Annotated in this window: 12 protein-coding genes; 4 read left to right on the top strand and 8 right to left on the bottom strand. The window is 58.1% G+C overall.

Annotation, left to right across the window (positions count from 1 at the left end; genetic code table 11):
- Positions 1-362: 362 nt before the first annotated feature.
- From Pla100_RS08690 to Pla100_RS08665, 6 genes are all read right to left on the bottom strand, one after another.
- The gene (locus Pla100_RS08690; RefSeq protein ID WP_231602880.1) at positions 363-1,328 is read right to left on the bottom strand and encodes a ParB/RepB/Spo0J family partition protein; all 966 of its coding nucleotides are present in this window, start codon (positions 1,326-1,328) and stop codon (positions 363-365) included.
- Positions 1,329-1,422: 94 nt separating this feature from the next.
- Positions 1,423-2,169, bottom strand: a complete 747-nt coding sequence (locus Pla100_RS08685) for a ParA family protein (RefSeq protein WP_197167779.1) — start codon at positions 2,167-2,169, stop codon at positions 1,423-1,425.
- 340 nt (positions 2,170-2,509) lie between these two features.
- Positions 2,510-3,232 carry a hypothetical protein gene (locus Pla100_RS08680; protein ID WP_146577228.1) on the bottom strand — a complete coding sequence of 241 codons (723 nt, stop codon included), beginning with the start codon at positions 3,230-3,232 and terminating at the stop codon, positions 2,510-2,512.
- A gap of 266 nt (positions 3,233-3,498) precedes the next feature.
- Positions 3,499-4,275 (bottom strand): N-formylglutamate amidohydrolase, encoded by a 777-nt coding sequence (locus Pla100_RS08675; RefSeq protein WP_231602851.1) that lies wholly within the window; start codon positions 4,273-4,275, stop codon positions 3,499-3,501.
- Entirely contained in the window at positions 4,272-5,615 is a 1,344-nt protein-coding gene (gene aroA / locus Pla100_RS08670; protein WP_231602879.1) for a 3-phosphoshikimate 1-carboxyvinyltransferase, read from the bottom strand. Before aroA ends, Pla100_RS08675 begins: the two co-directional genes overlap by 4 nt.
- A 92-nt stretch (positions 5,616-5,707) precedes the next feature.
- Positions 5,708-6,019 carry a hypothetical protein gene (locus Pla100_RS08665; RefSeq protein ID WP_146577226.1) on the bottom strand — a complete coding sequence of 104 codons (312 nt, stop codon included), beginning with the start codon at positions 6,017-6,019 and terminating at the stop codon, positions 5,708-5,710.
- A 321-nt stretch (positions 6,020-6,340) separates the two neighbouring features.
- On the opposite strand from Pla100_RS08665, the gene Pla100_RS08660 reads away from it, so the two are divergent.
- From Pla100_RS08660 to Pla100_RS08650, 3 genes are all read left to right on the top strand, one after another.
- Positions 6,341-6,766: a hypothetical protein gene (locus Pla100_RS08660; RefSeq protein ID WP_146577225.1), complete on the top strand. Its 426-nt coding sequence runs from the start codon at positions 6,341-6,343 to the stop codon at positions 6,764-6,766.
- Positions 6,767-6,897: 131 nt separating this feature from the next.
- Positions 6,898-7,890 carry a putative bifunctional lysylphosphatidylglycerol flippase/synthetase gene (locus Pla100_RS08655; RefSeq protein WP_146577382.1) on the top strand — a complete coding sequence of 331 codons (993 nt, stop codon included), beginning with the start codon at positions 6,898-6,900 and terminating at the stop codon, positions 7,888-7,890.
- A gap of 8 nt (positions 7,891-7,898) precedes the next feature.
- Positions 7,899-8,294, top strand: coding sequence for a methionine-R-sulfoxide reductase (locus Pla100_RS08650; protein WP_146577224.1), 396 nt, complete (start codon positions 7,899-7,901; stop codon positions 8,292-8,294).
- A gap of 427 nt (positions 8,295-8,721) precedes the next feature.
- On the opposite strand, the gene Pla100_RS08645 is transcribed toward Pla100_RS08650, so the two are convergent.
- Both Pla100_RS08645 and Pla100_RS08640 read right to left on the bottom strand, forming a co-directional pair.
- Positions 8,722-11,169, bottom strand: a complete 2,448-nt coding sequence (locus Pla100_RS08645; RefSeq protein WP_146577223.1) for a VWA domain-containing protein — start codon at positions 11,167-11,169, stop codon at positions 8,722-8,724.
- Positions 11,170-11,231: 62 nt separating this feature from the next.
- Positions 11,232-11,870, bottom strand: coding sequence for an RNA polymerase sigma factor (locus tag Pla100_RS08640; protein WP_146577222.1), 639 nt, complete (start codon positions 11,868-11,870; stop codon positions 11,232-11,234).
- A 328-nt stretch (positions 11,871-12,198) separates the two neighbouring features.
- Between Pla100_RS08640 and Pla100_RS08635 the strand changes: the two genes are divergently transcribed.
- Positions 12,199-12,708 carry a zf-TFIIB domain-containing protein gene (locus Pla100_RS08635; RefSeq protein ID WP_146577221.1) on the top strand — a complete coding sequence of 170 codons (510 nt, stop codon included), beginning with the start codon at positions 12,199-12,201 and terminating at the stop codon, positions 12,706-12,708.
- Positions 12,709-13,713: the final 1,005 nt, after the last annotated feature.

The following is a 13,713-nucleotide window of genomic DNA, read 5'->3' as shown; positions in this document are numbered from 1 at the left end:
CACATGCGCAAACCCGCCCCGTGAAACCGAAACGTGAAACAACCGGCTATTGGCTTTTGGCTATTAGCTTTTCGCTTTTCGCTTTTCGCTTTTCGCTTTTCGCTTTTCGCGTCGCGGAGCGACGCTAGGGGCTGTTGATTTAGTTTGCATCGTAACCCGAAGCGTGAGCGAGGGATACCTACAGAGGATTTAATGGCGTTCCATCCCTCGCTGACGCTTCGGGTTACGACTAAATCAACAGACCGCTAGAAGTTTACCCCATGCGTGAGCATGGGGTATTGAAGTGAGCACATCGACCAGAGAGTCGCGGAGCGACGGCAGCAGCCCATCTCTTGGCCAACCGCCAAGTGCCAACCGCCACTCTACCCGGCAACTCGCAGTTGCGGTCGAGCGGCGCTACCAAGCAATGCACGCAAACGTTCGAACTCGTCGGCGTCGTTGAAGTGAATCGTGATCTTGCCTCGGCTCCGCGCCGACGCTTTGATCTCGACCTTCGTCCCGAACACCATTCGCATCTCTTGCTGCATCGCTTCGATGTGCGGCGGGATCGGCTTGCGCTTTTGTCGAGACTTGTTGGTTACTTTCAAACCCGTCTCGGTGTCTTCTTCGGCGCGGAGCATCTCGCTGACCGCGTTCTCGATCGCTCGCACGCTCAACGTCTCGTCGACGATCCGGCGGGCCATGGTGATCTGAACTTGTTCTTCTCCGATCGGTAGCAATGCGCGCGCGTGACCGGCGCTAATCTCGCCAGCGGTCAACATGTCGAGGATCGTTTGGGGAAGCTCGAGCAAACGCATCAGGTTTGCGATCGTGCTCCGGTCGATGCTCAATCGACGAGCCAGATCGTCCTGCTTGCATTGGTGCTCGTCGATGTATCGTTTGAACGACATCGCCTTCTCGATCGGGTTAAGATCCTTGCGCTGCAGGTTCTCGATGATCGCCAGTTCGGCGACCAATCGATCGTCGGCTTCGCGGACTTCGGCGCGGATCGTTTTGAGTCCGGCGTGGATGGTCGCTCGCAGACGGCGTTCGCCGCTGATGAGTTGATATCGCCCTTCGACAACGCGAACCAAAACCGGTTGCAACTGTTGATGGTTCTTGATGCTTTCAGCAAGCGAAGCGATCTCGTCGGGATTGAATTCCCGGCGTGGTTGAAACGGGTTAGGCTGAATGTCATCGATCGGCAGCTCCAACGTCTTGATCGACGAAGCATTGCCTTCTGGCGCTGCGGGTCTAGGGGAGCTTCGATCAAACGAAGAGGCTTCTTCGATCGGATTGCCGTCGTCGTCGACCGGAGTCCCGAGCAGTGCCGCGAGTCCCTTTCCCAAACGTCGGTCTTTCGAGCCGGCTCCGCCACGGGATGAACCGCGGGCTGATCGATCGAACGTCGAACCGTGATTCGCCGATCCTTGAGTCGTTGTACTAGTCACGCTGCAGCACCTCCATGCACAGTTGAGTATAAGCGTATGCTCCGCGGCTCCGCGGTGCGTATTGAAAAACAGTCTTGCCGTGACTGGGAGCTTCGCACAACGCGACGTCCCGGGGCACAACATTTTCGAAAACAATATCACCAAAGAAGTCGCGAACATCATCCTCGATTTCGCGGGTCAACTCGAGTGTCTCGTCGTACATGGTCAACACGATCCCGCCGAACGTCAGACGCCCGTCGGTCGCGGTGATGACCTTCTTGATGGTTCCGATCAATTGAGCGACGCCCACCATGGCGAAATACTCACACTGAATCGGGATCAATACTTCGGTGCTCGCCGTGAGTGCGGTTTCGGTCATCGCACCGGCGCTGGGCGGACAATCGATCAAGATGTAATCGTACTCGTCGATAACACTATCGAGATGCCCGCGAAGGCGTTTGGACGCGTCGGGCCCGGCGGCGGCCATCACATCGGCGTCTTGAAACCGACGGCTGCCCGGGACGACTTGTAGGCTATCGGTTTCGGTGGCAAGGACGCTTTCGTGCAGCGGCGACTCGCCGATCAGCGCATGGTGTTTGGCTGGTTCGTGACCAACCGCCGTGGTGGCGTTGCACTGCGGATCGATATCGATCAACAACGTGCGATGTCCCGCCAAAGCGAGCGCTGCCGAAAGGTTGACCGAAGTCGTCGTTTTGCCAACTCCACCTTTCTGGTTCACGATGCTGAAGATCCTTGCCACAATGTTTCTCTGGTTTGATTGCCGGACATTCTGAAGATGCAGGCAGCCGGGACTCCCAGACCGTGGGAAACCCAGACAGCGGGAAACTAGGTGAAACGCACCGCGTGCAACAAGATCGGTTTCATAAGAAACCGGCATTGACACGCCCCACCCCGATCGCGCAGACGGTTCCACATGGAACGCACACGGCCAACGTAGGCTGGGTCGAAGCCGCTTCGGCGCAGACCCGGCATGGAGCGAGGTTAGTAACAGGTAACAGGTAACAGGCAACAGGCGATTGGCAATTGGCAATTGGCAATTGGCGTTTAGCAATCCAACCGCCAAATGCCAACGGCCAAGCTCATTCACTCGGCTGACGAATCCAGTGCCGGGGGCGATCGTCTCGGTCGGTCTCCTGAGATGCCGGGCGGGTATCGCTCGCCAGACGTCCTTCGATCGATGGTTTCGCCGAGACGAAAGGGACGGTGGAAGGCTTCCCGGTCGGCGTCTCCCTCGACGCCAGAACCGAGGGTGGTTGCGAGTCGAATTGTTGGAACGGAGCGTCGGTTGCCTCACTTACCGCCGCGTTCGTCATCGCAAGGGGCTCGAACTTCGTTGGCGACGCGTCGACCGCCGGAGATCCAGTCGCAGGCTTAGCGATCGCCGAGTATCGCTCGTCCACATATCCAGGGGTAACCAGCGGGACCGCGAGATCGTCGTAGGTGAGCGGCAACCGCAAATCACGACGCGGACTCGACTGGGCGTCCGATGGAATGCGTGCGGCCATTTGCGGATGAACCGAATCGGTCGATCGCGAGCGTGAGACCGGACGCTCTGGCGTCATCAACATCGGCGACGCCACATGCGACCATGGCGTAGCGACGGTGTCGGCTGAAATTGTTGGACTCATTGGTGCCAACGGATCCAACGAAACGTTTTCGCCGGTAACGACCAGTCCGGTCGATGGGCCGGTGGCCAAGGAGGCGTCCGCATCGGCCGACCCATGCGGCGGGACTTTTCGAAAGGGTAGAGCGGCGACGAAGCCGACTAGGACGATCAAAGCGCCGAAAGAAAGATTTCGCACGACTGGGACTCGTAAGGCTGAAGGGAAAGAAACCAGCCTCGTCCTTGAAACGCACAGGGAATCGCGTCATGCGTGTGCTTGTCGTTAAGTGCCATCGGCGGATCTGTGGTGAAAACCAGCACCGAAATTAACGAATCTGCTCAAGTCAGGATCATTTCGATCGCACATCCCGAACGATCCGCAACCATCAACATTCGATCCCCATTGAACCGTCGCCTCATACAAGCCTTTGTTTTGGGCAATTGTTGGTGCGATGAGCGGGCAGACTATGCTGCCCGCTCGATCGAAGCGTTGGCCAGACGACCGATGCATCGGCCGATTCGCTCGAGTACCTTTTCACGCCGGATGACCGGGCGACTGACCCAAGCTCGGTTGAGCGTTAATTCCACACCCAAATACCGGTCTGGCGGAAATTCAGCACGCATCGACTTGGTCAACGAATCGTTCGTCCCGCGATGAGGGTGATTACGTCGCACCTTTAATTCCCGAACCGATGCGAAGAGTTCATCGAACAAGTCCAAGCACCAATCCAGCTCGTCCTTACGGGCCGGGTCGTAAAGCAATCCGAGGTCGCCCCGTTGCCAATCCCCGCCGGTCGTCTTGGCGTCAAAGGTGCGGACCGACAAGTGCACGACGTAAGACCAGGTTTGCAACAATTCGGCGATCCTTTGTTGGACCCGGTTACGATAGGGATGGTAGATCTCTTCAATAATCGCATCGCGGGTTTCGACCGGCAAAGCCCGCACCTGAGGCGGAAAAAGATCTCGATGATGTAACGACCGGCCGACGTCCACCAAATCAGAACGGAACTCATTGCAGATCAACTCGCTGCCGCCGTGATGAGCCAACTTACGGGCCGCAAAGTAGGCTTCTCGGTCAACGCCACGACGGGACAAGCGATCCGTAGGCAAGCTGATCGTCGTGGGAATCAAGTCCGGTTCAGCAACCTGAAGACCAGAGAAATCCTCTGCCGGTGCCAAACGATCGCGCAAACGCGTCGGCGTTTTCCATCCACCCGTATCGCACGTCAGCAACAAACTCACTCGTTCGTCTCCTGAGAAAACCAATGGTGAGGCCGGTCAATCAACCGCTCCAAGTCCGCCCAAAATTCCGGGTAAGTTTTTCCGGTGCAAGCGGGGTCCGCGACGAAGATGCCCGGAAGTCGTAAACCGAGCAACGCGAAGCTCATCGCCATCCGGTGGTCATGGTACGTTTCAAAAACGATCGGATCGGTCGATTCGGACAATCGCTCCAGATCTCCGGTCGTCAGCGGATGAATCGTCAGGCCGTCGTCATGCTCATCGATGCGAGCCCCCAGCTTGCGAAGCTCGATCGCGAGGTTTCCGATTCGATCGGTTTCTTTGAATCGGTTGTGAGCGACGCCTCGCACGCGGGTCGGCGAATCGGCAAACAATGCGACCACGGATAGCGTCTGGACCGTGTCGCTGATTTCGCCCATGTCGACGTCGACGCCACGAAGTTCATTGGCTTCGACTTCGATCCGATCGGCCTGAAGGTGAAGACGGCTTCCCATCTTCTCAAGCACGCGGACAAAACCGACGTCGCCTTGGAGAGCGTCCTCGCTCAATCCTTCGACGCCGATCCGTCCCCCGGTGATCGCCGCAGCGGCCCAAAAATAACTTGCCGCCGAAGCGTCCGGCTCGATCGCGTAATCCGTCCCAACGTATCGGCCGCCGGTTCTAATCGACTGCGTCGTTTCCAAGTTCCAATCCGTCACGCCGCCGAACGCCCGCATTAATTCGGATGTCATTCGCACGTAAGGGATCGAGACCAACTCACCGACGATCTTGATTTCAACCGTCTTGCCTGAGATCGGCGCGGCCATCATCAAGCCGCTCAGGTATTGGCTACTCACGCTTCCTGCCACGCTCATCGGTTCGCCGGTCCAGCCCGCCGATTCGATCTCGACCGGTGGACAACCACCTCCGGAGACGGCCGCGATTGTCCCGCTCATGACTGGCGCGATTGCTTCGACCAGATCACCGATCGGTCGCTCGTGCATCCTCGGCACGCCCGACAAACGATACCGACCCCCGAAGGCCGACAAAGCTGCGGTCAAGAATCGGACCGTCGTGCCGCTGTTGGCGATGAACATCTCGTGCGGTGAGTCGCCGGTCTGCTCGGATGCAGCGGAGGAGCCGACGCCTTCGACGATCAACGTCCGTCCCGCGTTTTCGGTTTGAATCCGCACGCCGATCTTGGCCAACGAGTCGATCATCACCTCGGTGTCTTCACTCACCAAGGCCCCGGTCAAGCGACTCGCGCCTTCGGCGAACGCGGCACAAATCAACGCCCGGTTGGTCAAACTCTTACTGCCCGGCGGTCGGACGCTGCCGACGACTGGCCCGCCCGGCACAACCATCACGCTCGATCGATCCCCGACCTGGGGCGTCGATCCAATTGGCAATTCAGCGGAAGACGGGGGGGACGTCGGGGACATGGATCAAACGGCCACTAGCCGGCAAAAAAAGGATGGTTGGCGTCTTCGGTGCCCAACGAACTTTCGCCCGCTGTTTGGCCGGGGATCCACAACGATCCCACGATCATCAGTCCCAACGTGGTCGTGTGGATCAACCAGGCCGCGTTCTGGGTCATCACCGTATGGGCAGTGACCAACGTCAAAACGACCAAGACCGCCAAAAAACGTCGCTCGGCACGTCGGGCCGCCACGCCCGTCGAGAGTTTTGCTAGCAACAGTGCGACCATCGCGATCAAGGGCAAACCGAGGGCGGAGACGGCGGACGCCACGAAAAGGAACTGAGACATGATTCTACATCCGTGTTTCAATGAGAGGAGGGCCGGATCCATCCGACCGTCGCTGCAATTCGCCCAGCGGGACCACCATCCATGCGGTCTCGTGAGCGGCGACAACGGTTTCTCGCGTATTTGGGCCGTCGCTGGGAAGGCGGAACTTGAGCGGAAACGAAAAATTTCGGCCAAAAAAATCCTCACAATCCGATTAACCGGAAAATTCTTCCCATTTTGCCTCACCGGAACCGTCGGATTTGGCCGATCTCAGAGACAAGCCCTCAGGCTGTCTGATTCGAAAGACGCCTGTTTTCCCGTTCCCGCTTTTGAAGCGACGCGATGAAACTTCCAAGCAACATTTTTCCAGCTTTTTGGCTTGTTTTGGCGACCGCCTGCACGGTGACGCTGGGTGGTTGTCGCTTGTGTGCCGACTGTGATCTGGATTCGTACCCGTCCTACGGCGGGTCTTGGCAGCGGACCGTCCGCGATTCCGGTCGCGTCGGCAGTGTTTTCGATCCCGGCGGTAGCCGAGCGGCCGACCTGTCCGAACGGATCGATGCGGAATCGGCCGAGGCGTTCAATCGCACCAAGGACGGCAAAGCCCCGCAGGAAGACAAGCCCGAAGCCGAATCGCCCGAAAATACCGAGGAATCGCCTCTCGACGACGAGGAAAGGCTGAAACAAATGGAAGATCGATTGCTCGGGCTGGAACTGCAAGACATCAACCATCAAGAACCGCAAGACGGCGGCCAAGATTGGCGATGAAGCCGTCCGATCAGGCCTTCGATCCGACACAACTGCGGTCTATGATTGGTGATTGAAACGGCTTTCATCCCCACCAACCCGTAGTTTTCATTTTGTTCAAGGTCGACCCACGCAAACTCGTCGGCCCGGTTATGGCGCTCGCGTTGTTTGCGTTTGCCATCCGATTGCTGGTCCAGGAAGCGGGGAAGATTTCCAAGGAAGAGTTTCTTTTGGGACTCACGAGCGTGGATCCTGCTTATTTGGCGATCGCCGCGTTCTTGATCGCCCTGAACTACGGATTGCTGACGTGTTATGACCTGTTGGCGTTGCGATATGTTTGCAAAGCGTTGCCGTTGCGGCGGATCGCGTTGGTCGCGTTTCTCGGCTACGCACTGGGAAATAGCCTGGGCACGCTCATCGCGGCCGCTCCGATCCGTTACCGGTTCTACCATCGCTGGGGGCTGACCCATCGGCAGATTGTCGCGTTGATGTCCGTACTCGCCCTAACGTTTTGGAGCGGCGTGTGCGTGCTCGGCGGCATCGTGCTGACATTAGCGCCGATCGAGCTGCCGACCGACTACCAGCTTCCCTTTGGTACCCGCACGTTGGGTTGGGTATTGCTGTCGATTTCGATCTTCTACGCTTTGGTTTGCACGTTCTGGCACAAGCCTTGGCCGATCGGCAAACTGCACCTGCGTCCGCCGTCGATCGGGTTGGCGTCGGTCCAGGCTTCCGTCGCGGCGGTTGATTTGTTGATCTCAGCGACCGCGTTGTACTTGGTCATGCCCGGAGACGCGGTCGTTCCGTTCCCGATGGTCTTGGCTGCTTATTTGGTCGGGATCGTGGCGTCGTTGATCACGCAAGTGCCCGGCGGCTTGGGCGTGCTCGAGTTGATCCTCTGGACACTGTTGAAAGATACCGTAGGCAAACCGGTGCTCGCCTCGGTGTTGATCTTTCGCGTTTTGTACTACATCTTGCCGCTGTTGTTCGGAATGGTGACGCTGGTCGCTCACGAAATCTACAGCGGTGCGGTCGAAGCCAAGCTGGACGCGAAACTCGAAGCCCACACCGTCGGAGCCGGCGAACCGACCGAAATGTCGGGCGACCCCGACGAACCCGATCCACCATTCATTGACGCCTCCTGAGGAAAACGATGCCCAACTACAACCCGCTCAACGATGAAGAAGCCTACGTGATCTTGGACAAAGGCACCGAGCCGCCCGGCCCGGGTGGTTACACGCACACCAAGGACGCCGGGACGTACATTTGCCGGCAATGCAATGCGCCGCTGTACAAGAGCGAACACAAGTTCGACAGCCATTGCGGTTGGCCGAGTTTCGATGATGAGATCGAAGGAGCCGTCAGGCGCGAACCCGACGCGGACGGACGTCGCATCGAGATCGTTTGCAACCACTGCGACGGCCACTTGGGTCACGTATTCAAAGGCGAGCGGTTGACCGACAAAAACATCCGCCACTGCGTCAATTCAATCTCAATGCGATTGATCCCCGAAGGCGAATCATTGCCCGAAGTCCTGGGACAAAAGTAGGCTGGGTCGCAGCGATAGCGGAGACCCGGCAGCGGGAGTGGCGATTAGCGATTAGCGATTAGCGGTTGGCTTGAAAACTTGACGTCAACGGCAAACTGCCGGGTGTTCGTCGCAAAGCCTCCTCCACCCAGCCTACCAACCGTAGGCTGGGTCGCAGCGATAGCGGAGACCCGGCAAGATCAGAGCTACTCGACCAACTTTTTAAACTTAAACTTAAACTTAAACTCTCTGCACTGCCGCCACAAAAAGCGCTGCTCAAATGATCGTCGGCGTTTAAGTTTAGGTTTAAGTTTAAGTTCATGCGACTCTGCCGGGTGTTCGTCGCAAAGCCTCCTCCACCCAGCCTACCAACCGTAGGCTGGGTCGCAGCGATAGCGGAGACCCGGCAGGGCTGCTAGCCAACCGCCAAAAGCCAACCGCCCTTCCCCTACTCACTCAACCTTTTCGCAATGGCGGCCAATTCAATCATCTCCTCTCGCAAACCGTGTTCGTCGGTCCCGAGCGCGTCGGCCGCGACCTTCATCACGTCCTCGTAGGTCCACGATCCCGCCATCGGGCTGTTACGAAGCAACATGCCGAAACCAGCGACTGCGGCGGCGAACTGAAAATCGTCATCGGCTTTACCAAACTGACCGCCATCGTCAGTCAATGTGCGTTCCATCAACGTGCTCTTGGTCCCTTGGGGTGGCTTGTAACGCAGTTTCAACGTCAACATTTCGTTGGAAACCCGCTCGGTCGATTCCGGCGAAGGCTCGTCCTGGACCGGTTTGGGTTGCTGGTACTTCAACGCGTCAACCGGAGGAGTCGCCGGGTCTAGTTTGGCCCCCGCGGGCACGACTTGGTACAGTGCTGTCACGCGGTGCCCCGCCCCGATTTCGCCGGCGTCCTTGGTGTCGTCGTTGAAATCCTCTTTGGCGAGCAAGCGGTTTTCGTAACCGATCAAGCGATAGGACGACACCACGGCCGGGTTGAACTCGATCTGAATCTTGACGTCTTTGGCAACCGTTACCAACGTTCCGGACAACTGGTCGCCGAGCACCTTCTTCGCCTCTGCGATCGTATCGACGAAGGCATAGTTTCCTTCGGCGTCGTTGGAGATCTTTTCCATCATCGCGTCGTTATGGTTTCCCATGCCGAACCCGAGCACCGTCAGTTCCACGCCGGATTTTGCCTGCGATTTCGCCTCACGGACCAATTCATCCGTCCCTGTCATGCCGACGTTGAAGTCGCCATCGCTGCACAAGATCACACGATTGACGCCTTCCTGGATAAAACTTTCCCGAGCAGTCTCGTACGCCAAACGCAACCCCGCGCCGCCGTTGGTGCTGCCTCCCGCTTCCAACCGTGACAATGCGCTGATGATCTTGTCGCTCTGGGCCGCAGGTGTGCTTTCCAAAACCAAGCCAGCCGATCCGGCATAGACGACGATCGCCACTTGGTCATCCGGCCGAAGTTCTTGGACGAGCAGCTTCATCCCATCGATCAGCAACGGAAGCTTGTTCGTCGCCCGCATCGAGCCACTGGTGTCGATCAAGAACACCAGGTTGCACCGGGGCCGCTCTTGCTTATCCAGATCGATCGCCTGCAATCCGACGCGCACCAACCGATGCTCCGGCTGCCATGGACATTCCGTCACATCCAAGTGAGCCGAAAACGGATCGGAAAAGCGTTCTGACACCTTTTCGGTTAAGGTGTCAGGAATCTTTTTGTAGTCGTATTCGAAGTAGTTGATCATTTCTTCGATGCGAACGGCGTCGGGGGACGGTAGTTGGTTGCGTTGCAACGCCATGCGGACTTTGGAATAGCTCGCCGTGTCGACGTCGATCGACAGAGTGCTCAGCGGGTGCTCGGTGACGCGTTTGAACGTGTTTTCGTCGATGGTGGCGTAGCGGTCACCGGGTAACCTTAGATCGATTCCCGGCAGTCCCGGCAGCCCCGCCATGTCCATTCCCATCCCCATATCCATGCCCATGGCCGGTTTCTTCGCGACATCTTGTTGTCGCGAGTTCGCGATGCCTTCCCCTCTCATCACCATTCCCATATCCATATCCATATCCATATCCATCCCCATATCCATCCCCATATCGAGTTCGTCATTCGACGCTCTGCCCCTTCGAGAGTAGCGTTGGCCGGTGACATCGGCTGGGGCAGCCAATTCGACGAGAGGTTGTTCAGCAAGGACTGCCGGCGCGGGATCGGCCATCGCACCGAACTGTGACTTTTTGGCTTCCTGGATGTAGGGTTGGGCCTTCTTTTCTTTGGCGGTAAGCGCCGTTAGCCCGTCGCCTGGTTTCATTTGGCCATGGATCATTGCCTCGCGTACCTCATTAGGGAGCTTGTTAGATTGGTCGCGATCGGAAGAAACGCTCGCATCCAATGCCGCGATCTCGATCGGCTCCATTGCGAACGAAAGCTCCTCTTCTTGTTCCGGGACGCTTGATGTCATCCCCTCTCGGGCCGAGGAATCGGCGGTGGTCATCGCCACGTTTGATGAGGGCGATAAGGTGGACGTGATCACCGGAATCGAGATCGCCGCGAGGACGAACACGATGCCGGCGGCGACAGCCAACGACAACCATGGTGAACGACCGGAACGCGGTTGATCCGAATGAGTGGATTCTGTTTCAGTGCCCGGACGTTCGGCCAGCAGGCTTTGCAGACGCTGGCCCTCGAGGGTTTCCTTCGGGATCGCAGCAAAGAAACGATCCAGCTTGCCGGTCACCACGCGTGCTTTCTCGACGGCTTCAGCGAGCGGCGGGTTGAGTCGTAGTTCGGCTTCGAACGTTTCTCGTTCATGTTCGTCAAGTTCGTTCAGGACGTACGCCGTGATGCGTTCGTCGTCCCAAAGATTCGGGGCGTCTTGTTCGGAAGACATGAGATGGGCCTATTTGGTTGGATTGGTAGATTAGTTGGTGACGATCATTCGTGCGGTGGAGTTCAAACGCCTGCGAGCGTTTGTCGCAACGAGTTGACGGCTTGATGCAGATGAAAGCCGACGTTGGTGGGCGTCAGTCCGGTGACTTCGGCGATCTCGCGGTAACTCAATCCGCTCTGGATCCGTAGCTGCAGGACTTCGCGTTGTCGCGGCGTCAGTGTGCCGATCGAATCGGCGACACGACGTTGTTCTTCGTCCATCGACGCGACGTCGTCGGGCGTCGGTGATGTGTCGACGACGGTAACTCCGGCCGAGACGTCGTCGTCGCCACGGTCAGATCGGGTTGGCAAGCTCGTAAAGGCTTGCGGTGTTCGTTTGCGTTGCATGTCAATCACTCGGGTTCGGCAAACCTTGAACAACCATGGCGTCAAACGTTGGCCGAACTCGGCGAGCGTCGGCGGTTCGGGCGTGGCGACGATCTGGCGGGCCTTGTGGCAAAGCTGCAAGAACGTTTCCTGAACCGCGTCTTGGGACGACGATCGGTCTCGCAGAATTCCGCGGGCGTACGCGAGCAACCGGCTTTGATGGCACTGGACAGCGTCGCTGAGCCACTCATCGAGCCGAAGGTCGCCCGGTGAGTCCGAAGTCAACGGCCTGTCCGGAGTCAACGGCGGCTCAGATTCCAGAGACGATTCAGCCATGGGGTTCGGTTTGGAAAAGAGAAGAAAAGCAGGCGAAACCGTTCCGCCCCAACAAGCCAACGAGCGAACGAGCATTTCATTAGCCCAAGTTTGACAGATTTTTCTGTACGCCGCGATCGAAGTAGGCTGGGTCACAGCCGCTTCGGCGGAGACCCGGCATCGAACACTGGGTTTTCGCCAAACGCCAAACGCCAAACGCCATTCACCAACAAAAATCGAAGAAAATGGCCGCCATAACAGGGCACAAAGCGGAGTTGTGAGCCACTTTTGAGCAGTCCATATTGTTTCGGTCCCGGAATGGATTGCCCTTCTCACCTTGATGCTCGCTATGAAATGCCAATCCTGCGGTGCTCCCGTCGCTCGACTTGATCGATCGGGACGCTACATCTGCGACTACTGCGAAACCGAAGCCATCGCCGAAGCACTCGCCGACAGCGTTGATCGATTGGTGCTCACGGGGACGTTGTCCCAAGAGCACTGCCCGTCGTGTCGGCAACCTGGCACACGTTTGGAAACCGGGTCGATGGACGAGCATCCGGTGCTCGGTTGTCGGCGTTGCCAAGGCGTTTGGGTTCGCCGGAACTCGTTCGCGATGTTGGTTCATGGACGCCGGTCGGCCTACGCGGGGCCGGACAGGACAAGCGATTTTGATTTGAGCGTCGACGGGCCACGCGACCACCACGACCGGCTGACCTGTCCGCAGTGCTGCACACGAATGGAGTCGTTTTACTATGCCGGACCCGGCCGCGTCGCCATCGACGCCTGTGACGGATGCGAACGCATTTGGCTCGACTGCGGCGAAATCACCCGAATCGCCGAAGCGCCAGGGCGGCGTTAAGTCGAGGATTGGAATCAAGGCGGTACGCAGCTACACGACCAGCCCGAAGCGCGAACGTCTTTCACATGACGAGGTTTTGCAGGCGTGCCTCCAGCGGCGGAGCCGCGACAGCATGTAGCCCCATGCGTCAGCATGGGGAACCCGGCCGAAAAAATCCTCCAGCCGCGGAGCGGCGACACATCCTGCCGTCGCTCCACGACTTCCAGACCGTTTCACGCACATCAACCCCATGCTCACGCATGGGGCTAAGTGCTGCCGTCGCTCCGCGACTGTCGAGCGGCGTTCCGCGATGCGAGCGTGAGGCCGGCGTGAGGCCGTGCCTTCAGCGGCGGAGCCGCGACAGCATGTAGCCCCATGCGTCAGCATGGGGACCCCAGCCGAAAAAATCCTCCAGCCGCGGAGCGGCGACACATCCTGCCGTCGCTCCGCGACTTCCAGACCGTTTCACGCACATCAACCCCATGCGTCAGCATGGGGAACCCGGCCGAAAAAATCCTCCAGCCGCGGAGCGGCGACACATCCTGCCGTCGCTCCGCGACTTCCAGACCGTTTCACGCACATCAACCCCATGCTCACGCATGGGGCTAAGTGTGGGCTGTTCAAAATTTGGGATTGCGACATTTTTGTTCTCCGCAACTTCCTGTCACCTCTCCCAGCGAAGCTGGGGGAGGTCGGATCGAGCGAAGCAAGATCCGGGAGGGGGCATCCCCAGGGCAAACCAAGCCGATTCAATCAAATAACGCCCGTGCCCCCTCCCTCGCGGACTCCTGAACGTCGTCGCTCGACCTCCCCCAAACTGCGTTCGGGAGAGGTGGCTGGCGGACAAGAAACTGCTGAGAGATAAAGTAAAAACAACGAGTCAACACCGAATTTTGAACAGCCCAGTTGGCTATACACTGGCGAATGGATACTACAAAAAAACAGGGGATGCCCCGAAACTGGTTTTTTCTTTCAATAGACCAGCAAATAGGAGGTCATCCCCATGACTGCTAAGAGAATGTACCG

It is taken from the genome of Neorhodopirellula pilleata (assembly GCF_007859915.1).
Lineage (GTDB): Bacteria > Planctomycetota > Planctomycetia > Pirellulales > Pirellulaceae > Rhodopirellula > Rhodopirellula pilleata.
The sequence above is the reverse complement of the archived record's forward strand: the minus strand, read 5'-3'. Positions and strand labels throughout refer to the sequence as shown.